The 17,880-nt window shown below is 51.5% G+C and carries 21 protein-coding genes; 19 read left to right on the forward strand and 2 right to left on the reverse strand.

What is annotated here, in order from left to right:
* Window positions 1-3: 3 nt before the first annotated feature.
* The 12 genes from ACO0LG_RS11145 to ACO0LG_RS11200 all read left to right on the forward strand — a co-directional run bounded on the left by ACO0LG_RS11145 (window position 4) and on the right by ACO0LG_RS11200 (window position 15,232).
* Window positions 4-3,195: a DUF4815 domain-containing protein gene (locus ACO0LG_RS11145; protein ID WP_423026258.1), complete on the forward strand. Its 3,192-nt coding sequence runs from the start codon at window positions 4-6 to the stop codon at window positions 3,193-3,195.
* A gap of 8 nt (window positions 3,196-3,203) precedes the next feature.
* Entirely contained in the window at window positions 3,204-3,437 is a 234-nt protein-coding gene (locus ACO0LG_RS11150) for a hypothetical protein (RefSeq protein ID WP_423026260.1), read from the forward strand.
* 1 nt (window position 3,438) lies between these two features.
* The gene (locus ACO0LG_RS11155) at window positions 3,439-4,569 is read left to right on the forward strand and encodes a hypothetical protein (protein WP_423026261.1); all 1,131 of its coding nucleotides are present in this window, start codon (window positions 3,439-3,441) and stop codon (window positions 4,567-4,569) included.
* Between the two features lie 11 nt (window positions 4,570-4,580).
* Window positions 4,581-5,246: a hypothetical protein gene (locus ACO0LG_RS11160; RefSeq protein WP_423026263.1), complete on the forward strand. Its 666-nt coding sequence runs from the start codon at window positions 4,581-4,583 to the stop codon at window positions 5,244-5,246.
* 30 nt (window positions 5,247-5,276) lie between these two features.
* The gene (locus ACO0LG_RS11165; protein WP_423026265.1) at window positions 5,277-6,452 is read left to right on the forward strand and encodes a phage tail sheath protein; all 1,176 of its coding nucleotides are present in this window, start codon (window positions 5,277-5,279) and stop codon (window positions 6,450-6,452) included.
* 57 nt (window positions 6,453-6,509) lie between these two features.
* Window positions 6,510-7,019: a phage major tail tube protein gene (locus ACO0LG_RS11170; RefSeq protein ID WP_423026267.1), complete on the forward strand. Its 510-nt coding sequence runs from the start codon at window positions 6,510-6,512 to the stop codon at window positions 7,017-7,019.
* A gap of 74 nt (window positions 7,020-7,093) precedes the next feature.
* Window positions 7,094-7,417 (forward strand): phage tail assembly protein, encoded by a 324-nt coding sequence (locus tag ACO0LG_RS11175; protein WP_423026269.1) that lies wholly within the window; start codon window positions 7,094-7,096, stop codon window positions 7,415-7,417.
* Between the two features lie 8 nt (window positions 7,418-7,425).
* The gene (locus ACO0LG_RS11180; protein WP_423026271.1) at window positions 7,426-7,539 is read left to right on the forward strand and encodes a GpE family phage tail protein; all 114 of its coding nucleotides are present in this window, start codon (window positions 7,426-7,428) and stop codon (window positions 7,537-7,539) included.
* A gap of 19 nt (window positions 7,540-7,558) precedes the next feature.
* Window positions 7,559-10,420 carry a phage tail protein gene (locus ACO0LG_RS11185; RefSeq protein ID WP_423026273.1) on the forward strand — a complete coding sequence of 954 codons (2,862 nt, stop codon included), beginning with the start codon at window positions 7,559-7,561 and terminating at the stop codon, window positions 10,418-10,420.
* A 15-nt stretch (window positions 10,421-10,435) separates the two neighbouring features.
* Window positions 10,436-10,891: a phage tail protein gene (locus ACO0LG_RS11190; RefSeq protein ID WP_423026275.1), complete on the forward strand. Its 456-nt coding sequence runs from the start codon at window positions 10,436-10,438 to the stop codon at window positions 10,889-10,891.
* A complete protein-coding gene (locus ACO0LG_RS11195; protein ID WP_423026277.1) occupies window positions 10,888-11,886 on the forward strand; it encodes a contractile injection system protein, VgrG/Pvc8 family in 999 nt (332 codons plus the stop codon). Before ACO0LG_RS11190 ends, ACO0LG_RS11195 begins: the two co-directional genes overlap by 4 nt.
* 283 nt (window positions 11,887-12,169) lie before the next feature.
* Window positions 12,170-15,232 carry an SIR2 family protein gene (locus ACO0LG_RS11200; RefSeq protein WP_423026279.1) on the forward strand — a complete coding sequence of 1,021 codons (3,063 nt, stop codon included), beginning with the start codon at window positions 12,170-12,172 and terminating at the stop codon, window positions 15,230-15,232.
* A 101-nt stretch (window positions 15,233-15,333) separates the two neighbouring features.
* Here the strand turns inward: ACO0LG_RS11200 and ACO0LG_RS11205 are convergent, their stop codons facing one another.
* Both ACO0LG_RS11205 and ACO0LG_RS11210 read right to left on the reverse strand, forming a co-directional pair.
* On the reverse strand, window positions 15,334-15,759 hold the full coding sequence (locus ACO0LG_RS11205; protein WP_423026281.1) for a hypothetical protein: 426 nt from the start codon (window positions 15,757-15,759) through the stop codon (window positions 15,334-15,336).
* 92 nt (window positions 15,760-15,851) lie between these two features.
* On the reverse strand, window positions 15,852-16,268 hold the full coding sequence (locus ACO0LG_RS11210) for a helix-turn-helix domain-containing protein (protein WP_423026283.1): 417 nt from the start codon (window positions 16,266-16,268) through the stop codon (window positions 15,852-15,854).
* Between the two features lie 79 nt (window positions 16,269-16,347).
* On the opposite strand from ACO0LG_RS11210, the gene ACO0LG_RS11215 reads away from it, so the two are divergent.
* The 7 genes from ACO0LG_RS11215 (at window position 16,348) to ACO0LG_RS11245 (ending at window position 17,866) form a co-directional block, all read left to right on the forward strand.
* Window positions 16,348-16,545: a hypothetical protein gene (locus tag ACO0LG_RS11215; RefSeq protein WP_423026285.1), complete on the forward strand. Its 198-nt coding sequence runs from the start codon at window positions 16,348-16,350 to the stop codon at window positions 16,543-16,545.
* A gap of 11 nt (window positions 16,546-16,556) precedes the next feature.
* On the forward strand, window positions 16,557-16,748 hold the full coding sequence (locus ACO0LG_RS11220; RefSeq protein WP_422638511.1) for a hypothetical protein: 192 nt from the start codon (window positions 16,557-16,559) through the stop codon (window positions 16,746-16,748).
* Window positions 16,749-16,798: 50 nt separating this feature from the next.
* Window positions 16,799-17,002 carry a hypothetical protein gene (locus ACO0LG_RS11225; protein WP_423026287.1) on the forward strand — a complete coding sequence of 68 codons (204 nt, stop codon included), beginning with the start codon at window positions 16,799-16,801 and terminating at the stop codon, window positions 17,000-17,002.
* Entirely contained in the window at window positions 16,999-17,259 is a 261-nt protein-coding gene (locus ACO0LG_RS11230; protein WP_422951377.1) for an ogr/Delta-like zinc finger family protein, read from the forward strand. The genes ACO0LG_RS11225 and ACO0LG_RS11230 overlap by 4 nt, the downstream gene beginning before the upstream one ends.
* A gap of 100 nt (window positions 17,260-17,359) precedes the next feature.
* Window positions 17,360-17,515 carry a hypothetical protein gene (locus tag ACO0LG_RS11235; RefSeq protein ID WP_422951376.1) on the forward strand — a complete coding sequence of 52 codons (156 nt, stop codon included), beginning with the start codon at window positions 17,360-17,362 and terminating at the stop codon, window positions 17,513-17,515.
* A 2-nt stretch (window positions 17,516-17,517) separates the two neighbouring features.
* Complete coding sequence (locus ACO0LG_RS11240; protein WP_423026289.1) at window positions 17,518-17,688, forward strand: hypothetical protein; 171 nt, start codon at window positions 17,518-17,520, stop codon at window positions 17,686-17,688.
* The gene (locus tag ACO0LG_RS11245) at window positions 17,675-17,866 is read left to right on the forward strand and encodes a hypothetical protein (protein WP_423026291.1); all 192 of its coding nucleotides are present in this window, start codon (window positions 17,675-17,677) and stop codon (window positions 17,864-17,866) included. Before ACO0LG_RS11240 ends, ACO0LG_RS11245 begins: the two co-directional genes overlap by 14 nt.
* Window positions 17,867-17,880 lie beyond the last annotated feature (14 nt).

Genomic DNA, 17,880 nt, shown 5'->3' on the forward strand with positions numbered 1-17,880 from the left:
ACCATGGATAAAAATATCAACTTAACCGGCTATTTGAACCGGCACGACGCAGCGAAGCAGTTTGATACGGTGCTGTACCGCGCTGACCATGTCATCCAGTCTGACGAACTCAACGAAACACAAAGCCTGCTACAAGCCCGCGTCAAAGGCGTGGCTGATGTGCTGCTGGCAGACGGCGCAGTAATCCGTGATGCCCGCATCGTCGTCAATGCCATCACCGGCGCGACGACCTGCGAATCCGGCGCGCTGTATGTGGATGGCGCAGTGCGCGGCATACCGCCTGCAATGCTTGCCATTGCCGTGGTCGGTATCGTCATCGTGGGCGTATATCTGCAACCGCACATCATCACCGAGCTGGAAGACCCCACACTACGCAACCGCGCACAAAATACCCGTGGCTTTGACAAAGCCGGTGCAGGTCGCCTGCAAAAGCTGCTTGCCTGGGGCTTTGCCGGTGACGGCCAGACTGGTGATTTTTACCCTGTCTATACGGTAGAAGATGGCACAGTCCGCAGCAAAGAACCACCGCCCCAGCTCGACGGCGTGACCCAGGCATTAGCCCGCTATGACCGTGACTCATCCGGCGGCAGCTATGTGGTGAACGGTTTGAACGTCACCGCTGCAAACGACATGCCGAGCGGTGAACAAGTCTATACAGTCAGCGAAGGCCGCGCCCGCGTGACTGGCTTTGCAGTTGAATTGCCTACTAGCCGTCGCCTGGTGCGTGCTGCCACTCCCGATTTGCGCTTCATAGAAAACGAGCCGCATCAATCCACCGGGCCAGCCGCCCAGCGCGTGAACTTTGACCGAGCACCGGCCGCAAACGTTACGCATGTGACCATCACAGCGCAAAAGACCATAGACGTAGCACACGGCGGCTTTACCGGCGCGCTGGACCCGTTGGAAGATGGTTCTGTACTCGTCGTGCTGTCTGTCAAACAAGGCGCAACGACATACACCAAGGACGTGGACTGGAAATTCACCGCGCAGCAGATAGACTGGTCATTGCCAGGTGCAGAGCCACAGCCAGGCAGCACTTACAAGGTTACGTATCAATACCTTGCCACTGTGCCAGCAACGGCCATAGATGCCGACGGCTGCACGGTCACCAATGCGGTAGCAGGTACGGCCATCCTGATCAGCTATAACCGCATGCTGCCCCGTATAGACCGCCTGTGCATGGATAGCGCCGGTGCGCTGGTCTGGCTGCCAGGTGTGGCCGCAGACCGCAACCCAAGGCCGCCCAGCGTGCCTGCCAATCTCTTGCCGCTGGCATCTGTGCTGCAAAACTGGCGTGCAGGATCGCGCACGGTCATGATAGACAGCGTGCGCACGGTACCCATGGAAACACTGGCCGTCTACAGCAAACGCCTTGATATGTTGACCGAGCTGGTAGCGCAGCAGCGCCTTGAATCCAGTACCCAATTGCGAGATGCAACGGCAAAGCGCGGCTTGCTGGTAGATCCGTTTATCTCTGACAGCGTACGCGACCAGGGCTTGCCCCAAACCGCCGCCATCTTTGGCGGTGAACTCACCTTGCCGGTATCAGTGCAACCTAACTTGCTCTCTATCAGCCTGGCCGCGCCGCAAACGCTGCCATTCAATCCGGTCACACTGCTGGAACAGCCATGGCGCACCGGTAGCATGAAAATCAATCCTTACGATGCTTTCGACCCCCTGCCATCTGATGTCACACTCACGCCAGCAATCGACCGCTGGACAGATGTAGATACCCAATGGAACAGCCCAACCACTGAAACCATCACAGAAAACATTACCCGCCGCGTGGGCCTGTGGATAGTCGAAAACGGCGAAGCTTACGACACGACTAACCAAATCACCCGCGACATCAGCCACACCAGCAAGGCGGCGGAATACATCCGTCAAATCAATGTTGCCTTTACCGTGAAGGGTTTTGAAGCAGGCGAAACCATACAAAGCCTGCGTTTTGATGGCATTGCTGTTGTGCCCGACAATCTGGCAACGCCTACACCCGGCACCATCACCGGCACGTTTACCGTCCCGGCCAAGGTGCCTGCAGGCAGCAAGCGCGTGGAATTTGTCGGCAACCATGGCAGCTTTGGCGTGGCTATCTATAGCGGTACCGGTGTGGAAATTCAGGATGTGAAACAACTGGTGACAGTGCATGCATCCGGCTGGGTGACTTTCCTCAAAGCTGACCCACTGGCGCAAACATTCACGCTGGCTGCTGATCGCCAGATAGCTGGGCTGGATCTGTGGTTCACGGCCAAGGGTAATTCATTACTTGCGGTGCAGATACGCGAAACCAGCACCGGCATACCTAACCAGAAAGTCATCGCCCAGGCGCGCATATCGGCCGCAGCCATTAACGTGGATGGCCAGGCTACCCGTATCAGCTTTGATTATCCTGTAAGCCTGACCGGCAGCGTGGACTATGCCCTGGTTATTTTGTGTGACGATGCCACCACGGCGGCCAGCATTGCCGAGCTGGGCAAGTACGACGACCACAAGGGCCAATGGGTAGCCAGCCAGCCATACACCGTGGGTGTGCTGCTATCATCCAGCAACGCCACTACCTGGACACCACACCAAGACCGTGACCTGGCGTTTCGCCTACTGGCCGCTGAATTCACGGCCACCACGCGCACCATAGCCCTGGGCAATGCCAATCTTGCCAACGTCACAGACTTGATGCTGTTAAGCCTGGTAGAAACGCCCAGCGCACAGACCCGCGTTGAATATCAAATCACCTTACCCGGTGGCAGCGTCATGAACGTGGACGACGGCCAGCCGGTGCGCCTGGCTGCACCCATGACAGGGCAATTCAGCGTCACGGCCAAGCTGACCGGCACGGCCAACTTGTCGCCAGTGCTCCACCCAGGCATCACGCTGCTGGCTGGCACAGTATCCAACCAGGGCAACTACATCAGCCCCTTGGTTCCAGCAGGCCAGAACGTCCGCGCCCGTATCGTCGTGGATTGTTATTTGCCTGCAGGCGCTGCCCTGGCCGTGAGTGTTGCGCCAGAAGCTGCAGGCGCACCGGTTTACACAGTAGCGCCGTTTGTATCGAGCCGGGATATCGCTGCTGACTGGCATGAACTTACTTACGAGCTGAACGGCGTCACCGCCGACCGCTTGCGGTCAAAGCTTGAACTGTCCGGCAACACAGCAGCCCGGCCGCGTCACCGTAATTTGCGTGTCATCGTCATCTGAGGGTAACCATGCAAGATCAAAAAACAGCTAACCGGGCTTATCCCCTGCCCCACATCCAAAACCCCGGCGCGGTAGAAGTGGAACGCCTGCGCGGCACCATCACGGCCATAGATGCCGATGTTGACGCCCTGAACGGTGCGGCCAATCAGTTGCAATTGACCAAGGCCGACAAAACCACGACCGCCAATTTGCAAGCGCAGATTGACGACCTTTCTATTTTCATTTACGCAGGATTGATCTGATATGAGTTCGACCAACTTAGCCGATTTCCGCGACCAGTACATTGCCCGCGCCAAGACTCTGCTGCAGGGCACTGACCTTGCCAATGCAGACAGCAAAACTCTGATACTGACGGGCGCTGTTTTTGGTGGCCTGGACAAAGTCATTAACGCCCCGTTAATAGGCCGCGACACCCTGGCGCTATTTGATGCCATGACCAGCGCTGATATCGATGTCTGGCTGGCAGACGCAAGCCACCGCAGCGTATGGCAGCGCCTGTGCAGTGATGAAGCCAAAACCATACAAGTGGCACTGCAAGACGATGTACTACGCCCCAAGCTGCTTGGCAGCACCTTGGCGTGGACAGACATCATTGCATCATCTGTCATGCAAACATGGATACAGACTAAAGCGGCTTATCTGGTGCCGTACATTGCCGCGATACCTGGTTGCTTGACCCTGACAGCATCCAGCCGCACGACGATGGATAAGTTTGCATCTGTTCAAGCGGCTATGACGCTAATTTATGCAAGCACCAACTGGTTAAACGCGATTGCAGCCAACACACCGGCACAAGATGCCATAGGGGCCAGCCTTACAGCATTGCGCGAATTGGCTAAATCAAGTGCGGCCATGAATGCGCTGTACACCAAGCTGACCACCATCATGGTCTACCTGTTTGCAGATATCACCGCCGCTATAGATGCATGGAATTTTGTATCGAGCGAAATCACCGCAGGCCGCACGCCGCTGGCTACCACTTTCTTTGGTGATGCAGGAATACGTACTGCATTGCATGGCAATACCGGCATCACAACAGCGTTGAACACGACGGCCACCGCCCTGTATCAATGGCTGTTCACCAACAAAATGACCGTATTCCAGCGCACCTATGCGGCCAGCACGGCACAAAGTGGCGCGGCCATAGGCGGCAAGATACTGATGCTGGCGATGTCAGGCGCGTATAGCGGCGCTGGCCCGTCTTACTTCTATCTGACTGGCACAAGTAGCCAGGCACTGGCAGCGGCCACCGGGGCCAGCTATATCACTCTGACCACCGCACACAAAACCGTAGGCAGCCAAAACGGCCCGCTTTATTTCACAGACGCCAGCACCGGCAGCTATTACATGACACTGGGCTATCTCGTAATTTAAGGACCATCCATATGACAATACTTATCATTGACAACGCCAATCAAATCACCGGCTACAGCCAGGACGACAGCTTGCAGGCGTGGGACGGCGTGCGCTTAGTCCCAGCTCCGGAGGGCTTTAACCCGGCCTTGCTGGCGCATTGCATCGTTAAAGTCTCCAAGGGCAAAACCACCATTACCCTGAACTTGGATGCAGCATTGACGGCTGCCAAAGCTGCCCGCTGCAACCAAATCAAAGACGAAGCGGCCAGGCTGATTGCCGCCACAGACTGGAAGAAGCAACGCGCAGAGGAACGCGATGCTGCAGGCTGGGGCAATCTGGGGGATATCGATATCGTGCTGGCCGAGCGGGAAGCCATACGGCAATCAAGCAACGCCGCCGAGCTGGCCGTTAATGCCCTGACCGACGTCACGGCCGTGCAGGCCTTCACCTGGTCGGTGGACGTGGCAGTACCAGCCCCCAACCGTCTGACACGCGGCCAATTCCTTGACCGTTTTACCAAGGATGAACGCGCCGCCATTCTGACTGCAGCTGACAGCAACGGCACTTTAAAAGCCTGGGTGATGCGCCTCGAAAATTCAGACTGGATCAAACCAGCAGAAGCCACACCCGGCCTGCAGGCGCTGGAAATCGCCGGGCTGATCCAACCTGGCCGCGCTGCAGCCATCCTTGCTTAACCCTCCCAACCACCAAAAGGAGCAAACACAATGCCCGCAACGACTTACCACCATGGCGTACGCGTCATAGAAATTAACGAAGGCACGCGCCCGATACGTACCGTTTCCACCGCCGTCATTGGCCTGATTGCCACGGCCGACGATGCAGACGTTACAGCCTTTCCCCTGAATGTCCCGGTGTTAATCACCAATGCACAAGCTGCCATTGCCAAAGCAGGCCACACCGGCACGCTGGCAAAAGCCTTGAACGCCATTAGCCTGCAGACCAACCCTGTCACCATCGTGGTGCGTGTGGATGCTGATGAAGACGAAGCCATCCAGACGGCAAACGTAGTCGGCACTGTTACGGCTAGCGGCCAATATACGGGCGTTAAAGCCTTGCTGGCAGCCCAGACTAAGCTTGGTGTCAAACCGCGCATTCTGGGCGCACCTGGCCTCGATACGCAAGCCGTAACCACCGAACTGGCCGCCGTTGCCCAAAAGCTGCGCGCCTTTGTATATGCATCAGCCTGGGGCGCACAGACAAAGGAAGCTGCTATCGCCTACCGCCAGCACTTCGGCCAGCGTGAGGTCATGATTATTTGGCCGGACTTTGTGCACTTCGACACTGCCACCAATGCCACCGCATCCATACCGGCCGTCGCTTACGCGCTAGGCTTGCGTGCCAAGATCGACAATGACACAGGCTGGCACAAGTCTTTATCCAATGTCGTGGTGAATGGCCCGACCGGCATAGCGCGAGACGTGTTCTGGGATCTGCAATCATCGGCCACAGACGCCGGTGTATTGAATGCTGCAGGCGTCACCACCCTGATTAACAAAACCGGGTACCGCTTCTGGGGCAGCCGCACGGCCGAGGAAGCAGAATTCTTTTTCTTTGAGAATTACACCCGCACCGCGCAAGTGCTGGCTGACACCATTGCAGAAGTGCATTTCACTTATGTAGATAAGCCCATGCACCCGTCCTTAGTGCGTGACCTGATTGAATCCATCAATGCCAAATTCCGCGCCCTCAAAACAACCGGGCTGATTATTGACGGCAAAGCCTGGTTTGACCCTGCGGCAAACAGCAAGGACAGTCTCAAAATCGGCTCATTGGTCATTGACTACGATTACACGCCGGTGCCACCAGTCGAAGACCTGGTACTGCAGCAGCGTATCACCGACCGCTACCTGGCTGACTTTGCCAAGCAAATCACGACCTAAACAAACAAACCGCCCGTTAGCATGACGGGCAATCCCCCCAACAACTAGGAGTAAAACATGGGATTACCAAGCAAATTAAAAGACTTCAACCTGTTCAATGACGGCGCGAATTATCTGGGCCTGGTGCCTGAGCTGACCTTGCCCAAGCTGTCGCGCAAGATGGAAGAGTACATCGCGGGCGGTATGTCTGGCCCTATCGAGGTTGACTACCACACCGAAAAAATTGAACTCGACTGGACGGCAGGCGGCCTGCTGGTGGACGCACTGATGCAATATGGTGCCGTCACTCACAACGCCGTGCAACTGCGTTTTGCCGGTGCTTACCAGAACGATGACACCGCAGAAGTCACCGCAGTGGAAATCGTGGTACGTGGCCGCCATAAAGAAATCGAAATGGGCAGCGCCAAGATGGCCGACAAGAGCGACCAGAAATACAAAACCACCTGTAGCTATTACAAGCTGATTGTCAACGGCCAGGACATCATCGAAATCGACTTTATCAACGGCGTTGAAATAGTCGGCGGTATTGATCGCCGCGCCGAGCTGCGCGCCGCTATTGGTATGTAATGCCAAGCCATCAAAAACGCAACATATTAAACAACGCTTAATCGAAGTTAAGCACTACTTAAGAAAGTAACATCATGACAACAGCAAACAGTAACGACGTCGTTTTCATCACAAACAAAACCATCACCCTGGACGAACCTATCAAACGCGGTGACACCCTGATTACAGAAATCACTCTGCGCAAGCCCAAGGCAGGCGAGCTGCGCGGTGTGTCCCTGGTGGACCTGGGCAATATGAGCGTAGTAGCCCTGCAGCAGGTCTTGCCACGTATTACCACACCAATACTGACCGGGCAGGATGTTGCCAATCTTGACCCGGCAGACTTACTGGAAATAGGCGCAGAGGTGGCCGCTTTTTTGGTCAAGAAAGCGGACCGTATGGCATTCCAACGCACATAGAAGAAGCCATGGCAGACCTGGCGATTGTGTTTCATTGGCCGCCATCTGCCATGGATGATTTAAGTATTTTGGAATTGATGGACTGGCGCGAACGCGCCAGGGTGAGAAACACAGCAGAGTGAATAAGGGAGCGGTTAAGCAATGTCAGAGCGCGATTTAAAGTTACAGGTAGTCTTCAACATGATAGAGCGCGTGACCGCTCCCCTTAAACGCATCATTGGCGAATCCACCGCCAGCGGCAAAGCCTTGAAAGCATTACGCGACAAGTTAAAAGACCTGGACGCGCAACAAAAACACATTTCAGGCTTCAGGCAAATGCATACCGGCTTGCACGAGACCGGGGGGCGGCTCGATGCTGCTCGCCTCAAGGTCAAAGAGCTGGCCGAGCAAATGGCCGCTACTGAAAACCCTACCCGCACCATGACGCGAGAACTCAACCGCGCCACCACCGCCGCCCGGCTGATCAAACAGCAGCACCAGCAAGAAAGCCAGCAATTACAGGTTTTGCGCGACAAGTTAAACGCCGCAGGCATCAGCACCGCCAGCCTGGGCAGCCATGACCGCAGCTTGCGCAGCAGCATCGCTGCCACTAACAGCCAGATCGATGCACAAAAACTTAAGCTGGGCGAGCTGGCAAGGCGACATGAACAAGTATCAGCCGCCAAGCAGCGCATGGAAAAAACCCGCGCTACTGCGGGCAACATGGCGATGAATGGCGCAGGCATGACCATGGCTGGTACTGCCATGGGCGTGCCAGTTATCAAAAGTCTGGACCAGGCCGCCCAGTTCCAGCAACAGACGTCCCGCCTGCGCGCCCTGGGTATCGGTGAGCACATGGTGCAAGAAGGCGTCAAATTTGCCAAAGGCATGGACATTATGGGCAGCAGCAGTTTAGAAAACCTCAAGCTGCTAACTGAGGCGCAATCTATCTTGCGCGATTTTCACCATGCGCAAGAGGTCACGCCCCTGCTGGCAAAAATGAAGTTTGGTATTGAGGGCGTCATGCAACAGCGTGGTGGCGGTGAGGGCCACGGCGAAGCGGCAGAACGCATGTTCATGGATCTGATCAAGGTAGCCGAGCTACGCGGCGCGTTAAAGGACATGGACACTTTTAAACGTGTACTGGATTTCTCGACCAAGGCTTATGTGGCCTCGGGCGGCCTGGTCAAGCCAGAAGACCTGCTCAACATGATCAAGACGGGCGGCGTAGCGGCCAAGCAATTATCAGATGACAGCTTTTTCTTTGGCATGTTGCACAACATACAAGAGATGGGCGGCGACCGCACCGGCACCGCCTTGATGAGCGCCTATCAGAATTGGGCTGTGGGCCGCACTACCCAGCAAACAGCAGAAGAACTGCACAAAGATGGCCTGATAGACCCTGATGCAATCAAGTACGGCAAAACGGGCCACATCACCAAAATGCGGCCAGACGCCTTGCTGAATGCAGATAAATACAAATCAGACCCCTTCAAATACTTGATGGAAGATGTGTTACCCAAAATCCAAAAGCCTGGCATGACAGATAACCAGGTCATCAGCAAAATCACGACCTTGTTCTCAAGCCGCAATGCTGCAAACCTGATGTCATCCATGTATTTGGAACGGGCCAACATCCAAAAACACCGTGACGCTGCAAAAGGTGCCTATGGCATTGACCAGTTAAACAAAGAATCAGGCCAAGGCGTCAACGGCCAATACCTTGCCCTGGTCGCTCGCCGCAACACGCTGGAACAGCAATTAGGTGAACACCTGCTGCCCCTGGTCAATAAAGGGCTGGAAATGCTGACCAGCACCATACAAAGCCTGACGGGCTTCTTTGACCGCCACCAGGGCGTAGCCAAAGCCCTGACTATCACTTTTGCTGGCTTGGCTGCAGTATTGCTGGTGATGGGTACAGCTACATTGGGTTTGGCCGCCCTTATTGGCCCGTTTGCCATGCTACGCTTTGGCATGGTTATGCTGGGTATCAAAGGCGGCTTACTCGCTGGCACCTTTGCCCGGCTGGGTGCTGCCTTTGCGCGTATCGGCCCCTTCCTTGCCCGTGTCGGTGGCTGGCTGCGCGGCTTGCTACCTGCATTGCGCTTGGCTGGCAATGCTGTCATGTGGCTGGGCCGGGCCTTTCTGGTGGCTGGCCGCTTCTTGCTCATGAACCCTATAGGCCTGGCAATCACCGCTATTGCTGTAGCGGCATATCTGATCTATCGCAATTTGGCCAGGGTGAGCGCATTCTTTATAGGGCTATGGGGCGAGGTTAAACAAGCCTTTAACGGCGGTATTATGGGCGTGGGTGCCTTGCTGTTAAACTGGAGCCCGTTAGGCTTGTTCCACCGCGCCATGGCGGGCGTGTTGGGTTATTTTGGTATCGACATCCCGGCCAAGTTCACCGAGTTTGGTAGCTTCATGATGCAAGGCCTGGTGAATGGCATCACCAGCGCGGCCAGCACCGTGCGCGACACCATCAGCAACATGGCTGACAACGTTGTCTCATGGTTTAAAGAAAAGCTGGGTATTCATTCGCCCAGCGTGGTGTTTGCCGAGTTGGGGCAATTCACTATGCAAGGCTTGTCGATAGGCATTGAGAAAGCCCAGGCGCTACCATTGGACAAGCTGCAAGGAGTAACAAAACAAATGACGGCCATTGGCACCGGCCTGGCCTATAGCGCGGCAATTAACCCGGCATTCGCGCAGGTGCCGCCACCCCTGTTCAACCCACAAGCCACAGCCCTGGTGCAGTTTGCAGAACAACAGCCACAGCCGCCGCACCTGGCCGAGCCTATCAAGTTTGACCGACGCCCGCCGGTGCAGAACCAAGGCAGCAACGCGGCCAGTGCAGGCAATGGCCCGGCACCAGCCGCCAGCAATATCCAGATCGTGATTAACCCGGCTGCAGGCATGGACCCACAAGCGATAGCCAAAGCCGTGGCGGCCGAGCTGGACAGGCGCGAGCGCCAGCAGAGCCAGCAGCGCCGGTCTGCCATGCATGACTATGACGAATCATAGAAAGGACACAGCAAAATGATGATGAGTTTAGGCCAGTTTGTATTCAGCCTGTCCACGGCCGCGTATCAGGAATTCCAGCAACAAATCGAATGGAAGCACCCGAAAACCAGCCGAGTGGGCGAACGTGACGCGCACCAGTACCTTGGCCCAGGTGACAACACCATCACCCTAAGCGGCTGGATGGCCCCGGCCTTTGCCGGTGACCCGGCGTCTTTGGATGATCTGGAAGAAATGGGGGACGCTGGTGACGCCTATGTACTAGTGGAAGGCACCGGGCGTATCTATGGGCAATTTTTATTGACCAATCTGACCAAGGGCAAAACCATCTTTATGGATGACGGCACGCCACAAAGGATAGATTTTTCTATCAGCTTGAAACGGGTAGATTTAGGCGACCAGGTGGACCCGCATACAGGCGGCCCGGATCTGGGCGAAGATGTCATTGAATGGGAAGAGGTAGATTTAGAATGAGCCATAACAAACCAGCATTTGCCATCACCCTGGACGGCCAGGACATTACCAGCAAAATCTACCCGCGCCTGGTGAGCCTGACACTGACCGAGGCCCGAGAAAACGCCGTGGACGAACTCAACATCACCATAGACGACAGCGACGGCCGCGTGGCGATACCGCGTAAAGGCGTCAAGATCACCTTGCAACTAGGCTGGCAAAATACAGGGATGGTGGACAAAGGCAGCTTTGTGGTGGATGAAGTAGAACACGAAGGTGCGCCAGATATGCTGGTCCTGCGCGCCCGCAGTGCCGAGATGGCAAAGCCCGTACGCACCCGCAAAGACCGCAGCTTTGATCAAAAAACCGTGGCCGATATCGTCGGCCAGATTGCCAAAGACAACGGCTTAGCGCCCAAGGTAAGCCAAAGCCTGCAAGGCAAAGTCATAGACCACATAGACCAGACCAATGAGTCAGACATCAATTTTTTAAACCGGCTGGGCAAACGCTTTGATGCGGTGGCCACTGTCAAAAAAGACGCCCTGCTCTTCTTGCCAATCGATGAGGGAGCCAACAGCAAAGGCGAAAGCCTGCCCACCATCACCCTGGAACGCCGCGACGGCGACAAACACCGCTACCACACCGCCAGCCGCGACGCCTACAGCGGCGTGCGCGCCCAATGGCACGACCCCAACGACGCCAAGGAAAAAAGCGAACTGATAGGCGAAGACGACAACCCAAAACGCCTGCGGCACACCTACCCCAATCAAGAGGCAGCAGAGCAAGCAGCACAAGCAGAGATGAACCGGGTAAAGCGTGGCAAGGCAACACTGCAATTTACCCTGGCCCTAGGCAGGCCTGACATTACCCCCATGATGGGTGTGCGCATCCCCAGCTTAAAACCGCCTATCGGGGATACTGACTGGATTATTGTCAAAACTACTCACAATCTCAGTACGCAAGGATTTACAACTGGTCTTGAAATGGAAACAAGAAAAAATAAAATCGAAATTTGACTAAGAGGCTCATAGGATTGCCAGGTTGAATCATTCATATGCGCAGAAAACAACATGAGTCTTTATTCAGACAATTATTCAACAAACATTACCAATATTGCATTAAATAAAATTAGAATTAGTCTTAACTGCCTTAGCGAGATAATTGACACATCCTTTGTCGTGCCTAACTTTCCTCGTTAAATAGTTGTACTAAATTCAAAGTTTTTTTGTGTAAAGCTAGTCGCCGTAAATAAAATTTTTCTGCACGTCCATTCAACATATTAAGCATGAAGGATTAACGGTGACTATAACAATTCCATTAGGTTTGAAAACAGCAATTGAATCTGGCAACTGTGTTTTATTCATTGGTGCTGGGATTGGCTACCACATGACTGGTTCAGATAATAATTTGGTTCCTGATGGTGCCGCGTTAGCAAAGGAATTAGCAATACATTTTAAAATTGATACCGATTCTGAAGACCTTACTAAAGTATCACAAGTTGTTGCACTAAGAAGAGGTCGATCAGATTTAGATGATTTTCTCAGGAAGCGATTAGCAAATATAGTACCGGACGAACATGTCCGCTGGCTGACTACAAATAGATGGCGAGCAATCTACACAACAAACTATGATTTTGGTATTGAACGCGCATACGAACTCAACTCGTCGCCGCTACAAGCGCCAATTTCTATTTCCTCTACTCAAGATCTAGTTGAATATGACTTGAGATTTCAAGTTCCTATCTATCATATTCATGGCGCGCTATTTGGGGAACATCAAAACATTGTAATTACTGAAGATGACTACACGATTTTTAGGGAACGCAGACGGATGTTGTTCGAGCAATTGAAACAGCAGTTTGCAACTTCTACATTTTTATATATTGGCTACAGTCATCGCGATCCAAATTGGAAGCTTGTATTACACGAAATTGCGACTGAATTTGCACCTTCAAAATTACCTATATCCTACAGAGTTACGCCAAAAACTGATGCCATTGATATTGAAATCCTAAGGTCGCGTGGAATTGAATGTCTTGATTGCTACTTCAATGAGTTTGCAGAGCTTGCCCGAAGTGAATTGAATGCTGCGACAGTTCAAGAAGATCAATTGCGCCAGATTGTTAAGCAAGTTCCTAGTAACCTTGTTGAGGCTTTCCACAACAATCCTGCTGCAATGATACGTTTATTGAAATCTTGGGAATATGTAAACCAAGCACCTTTTGACGACCAGCCAAACGTTGAAGCATTTCTACAAGGTGATATTCCGAACTGGGCGACAATGGGAGGAAAACATTATTTTTCGAGAGATATTGAAGAAGAAGTTTTCGATTATCTTTTGGACTATGCAACAACAACACCAAAAGGTCCAGCCTCCCATATTTTGGTCGGACCAGCAGGTTACGGTGTTTCAACTATATTGATGAGCTTAGCGGTTAGGTCTGTTACTGAAAATATCGGACCAGTTTTTTTTCATAAAATCGGGCAGCCTGTTCTTGAAGGGGATATTGAATATGCGGCCTCATTGTTCCCAAACATCCCATTCTTCTTTATTGACAATGCGGCAGATCGACGGCATGGACTGACAAAAGCGATTGCTGTTCTGCGTGAACAAAAGAAACCTGCATTATTTTTATTGGGTGAGCAGCGAAATGAATGGGCGCAAGCAAAAGGTCGCATTTCAGGGCAACAATTCCCCGTCGAATCTTTAAGTGACGATGAGATAAATAAGCTTCTAGATTTTTTAAGTAAAAATCATGCATTAAATAAACTTGAACCATTAAGCCGAGATTTGCAATTTGCTGCAGTAAAAAAAACCCATGGGAAGGAACTTCTTGTAGCCATGCGAGAAGCGACCGAAGAACTGGGCTTTGATGCGATTTTGGAGCATGAGTATAGAGGTATTGAAGGCGATATGTCTAAACGGCTTTATTTGATTGTAGCTTGTATATATCAACATGATGCCCTAATTCGAGATGTAATTCTTGCTGCTATTCTCGGCACGTCAGTTGCGGAAATGTATCTTGAAGCGAAGAATCCAACAGATGGTGTCGTAGTTTTTGAATGTGCGGATGAAGTTAATAACGTTTATATAGCAAGAACTAGACACAGGACAATTGCAAGAATAGTTTGGGAGAGGTGTGGAAGCCCAACTGATAAAGAGGAAATATTGCAATCTCTTGTTTCAAAGTTAAATCTGAATTATGGGATAGATGCGAAGGCATTTGAAAAGATGATCAGAAACGATCATCTGATTGATTCAATTAGAACTTTAGAAGGAAAAACTTATTTTTTTGAAATGGCCTGTAAAAAGGATCCTCATAGCCCTTATGTCAAACAGCACTATGCAAGGATGCTCTTACGCGAACATCGACCTGAACTCGCACTTGCGCAAATTGACCAAGCTATGCAAATGCCTGGAACAACCCCAAGGGTATTAAACCATACTAAAGGACAAACACTTAAGGCTATGGCTGTCAACGCAGAAGGCTACGAGATTGGGAGAAAGTATGTAGCCCGTGCAGAACAAACATATAGAAAGTCAATATCATCCAGTCCAAAAGATGAATATGCCTACCAAGGCTTGGCAGATTTATTTTTGGCCTGGGCAAGAAAATCAGAAAATGAAGAGGAAGCGGCAAAATACATTCAAAAAGCGGAAGAGGTTATTAGCGAGGGACTACGTAACGTTCGAGTGCGAGATGGGCTTTGGATCGTATCATCGGAAATCTCTAACTGGCTGGGAGATCAGCCTGCACGCTTGCAATCATTGGAACGAGCAGTGAAAGAATCACCGACAAGCACAGTTGCACGTTATCTACTAGCCAAACAATACCGAATCGCAGGGCATCCAGAAAAAGCAAAGGAAACTTTGCATGCCGATGTGCTCGCCAATCCAGACGAATATCGCTCTGTTCTTGAATATGCACTCGCAATACTCGACATTGGAACGGATATGACGAAGAACTGGAAAGAAGCAATCGCAGTTTTATCGCTTAGCACTACCTATGGATTAGGTGATTCAAGATTTATATCAACTTATGGCGGTTTACTTTTTTTAAATGAACAGTTTAGTGAGGCTGCACGTGTATTCAATGAGAGTGTCGCACGTGAATTTGCTAGTATAGAAATGCAAAACCCATTTTTTAAACCGACTGATAGAGTCACAATGGCACCACTTAGAGTGGTTGGGAAAATAACTGACGTACATTATAGGCAGTGCTTTGTTGAAAAAGAAGGATGGCCGCCTGTTATTTGCATGTCTTCTAAGGGTGGACCAAACCTGCGGAAAAATCTAAACGTATCTGTAGGAATAGTTTTTTCAGCACGGGGAGCAATGGCAATTACTCCCCATTTGATTTAGATTTAATCTTTACATTTTTACAGATCACATGGCGATGACTGCATTGAATGTAGCCATCACCATGCGTTTTTAAGTTTAGCTAACGCTTATACACTACTATTTCACCGCAATCGCTCACGTTTGATGGCTCGCCACTGCGGTGCCTCATCAATTACTTGCACACATTCTTTGTACTGACCATTTTTCATCTTGGCAACACTTCCGATTGAGTGCTGGCTGTCGTCAATGTAGCAACTGTCTAATAAATGATTTTCTTCTTTAGGCTCTGCTAATGTGGGAATAACAGTAATTTCTATCAAAGCGAAAAGCATTATTGTGCATAGTGCAAACAGATATATCCGGCCATGCTTTGATATCGTCGGCCTTGGTGCCTTCGTCGTGCAATGCTCGCAATCCGCTATTACTTTCTTGTTGCAGATAATATTGTGAATTGCAAGCGGTGCTGTGACTGTGACATCTGTGCGCTCACCTTCTGCTTGGACTTGTAACTTTGTTGGCTCAGTTTCAGAGCCAACGTTTATATGCATGTATGTAGTTAATCGTGGTGCTTCATTAATATGGCCTAAGACGGCCTGGCCGATACTCGCTTCTATTTCTATCGTTTGGCTGTTATCGGTTTCTACTTCTTTATTTTTTTTCCTATTAGATTGACCGCCTTTGCTCCGGTAATGTCGCCAGTGATTTGCTGCCCCACTTTGCCTTGATTAGTTGTGCCGCCAATTGTTTGAGGCGTGGCCATGCCGCTGATCATGCCCAGCACCCCTGCTTTGCCACGTATATCTAGATTACGATAACCCGCAATCAATTCACTTTCATCTTCAGTAAGATTGCTCTCGGTCCTCACATCCGTTAGCAAATAAGTGACGTCTACTCCCGCCCTGGCGAGTAATTCTAGATATTCAGAATCTGGCTTTCTTGAGCCGTTTTCATAATTTAGCTGCGTGTCCTTCGTGACACCGCCCAACGATGCAAATTTTTCTTGGTTTAGACCAAGTCTCTTGCGCTCTGCACGCAATCTCTCATTAAAATTAGACATATGCCCAATAAATTGTTTGACATGTGGTCATTTGCCCACTATATTAGCTACACCCTGTAACTACTCTTAATAATACATTATGAGCCTGCCCTCTATTGCTAGTCGTGCGCCAAAAATTCCTTTGGCTCTCCCTCTTGCTTTGCGGCTGTCTGCTGAAGAAATGGCGAAGACAGACAAATACGCTGCCCAGGAAGTACGTTCCCGTTCTGCTTTTGCGCGCATGGTCTATTTGCGCGGCCTGGCAGACTACGAGCGTGAACTTGCCGAATCCAAATAAGCGAGGCCGCCATGTACGCAGATAAAAGACGCATCAAGACCAATAAAATGATGATCCGCTTTGATGACTATGAGTTTGAGTTAATCAAAGCCATGGCCGCTTATCAGGGCGATCAACCTGCGGCATTTATGCGTGATCTGGTTTTGCGCGAAGCCATCGCTTTGCTGGGTGAGCAAGTACCAGAAATCTTATCTGCAAAGTAATTACTTTGACAGACACCATCAGGCCATTTTGAAGTAGACGAAACAAGAAGATGCCTTCACTCCATACCGATTTCACGGACTCAGAATTAAAAATGCTTGAAAAAGTGCGTGTTCAATGGGGGCTGCGTGACCTTGATGAAACGGCTGAATTTTTGGCAAAACGCTTTTTACGCATGGGCATGCAGAGAATGACTGGCAATGGCCGCGCAATGAATTTAGTTTCACTTGAAGATTTTGAAAGGACGACAGAATGAGAGTAATTGGTTTGCCTTGCCCTCATTGCGCCCAGGGTGTACGAGCCATCAAAAGCCGCACGATGTCACCCATGTTTAAAGAAATCACGTACCGCTGCAATAACGTGGATTGCGGCCATGTGTTTGTGGCTGGCCTTGAGGTGTTACGCACTTTATCGCTGTCTGCCACGCCTGACTATAAGGTCAGGATACCTATTTCACGGCATGCCCGGCAGTCTGCCTTGAATCAATTGTCGCTGAATTTATCTGTCGGGTGACGCTGATCTAGCCGCCCTGCCCTAACCCTTTTTTGATGAATGAACATGCCTGTTATCAGGCGTGAGGGACTTTTTTTGCCTAAATATTTTGGAGGCCACCATGCGTTTGACATTTGCAACCCGTTTTGTATTGGCGCGAGAGATACACAAGCTGCTGGCGTCATCCCGTCGCGGCCCAACCATGAGCCGTTTGTATAACCGCAGCCTGATAGGGGAAGTCATCCACGATCTTGGCGGCCTTGCCGGGGAGTGGTGAGCATGCAACAGCCTGGTGATGATTTTACCCGCGACATCTTTAACAATCCCGGCCGGGGCCGCCCACGCAAGCCAAATGCCAAAAGTGCCGCCCAGCGCGCCAAGGAATATCGCGACCGTCAGCGGGAACAGAAATTCAACTTTTTAAGGGGGCAGCGTAATGAGATTGCCTAATCAAGTGTATGTCGTCCTGATGGGCGCTATCAGCCTGGGCATCACAGAAAATGAACGCCTGCAGGGCATCGCAGAGCGTTTGGGAGACGTGGAAGCCGAGCAAGAATATTCCCGCAATGTGCGGCTGCTGCAGGAAGGCCGCCAGTTGCTGATTGAAGAACAGCACAAATTTTCGTGACGCGTCACAAAAAA

The sequence above is a fragment of the Undibacterium sp. Ji42W genome (assembly GCF_049340405.1).
GTDB lineage: Bacteria > Pseudomonadota > Gammaproteobacteria > Burkholderiales > Burkholderiaceae_D > Undibacterium.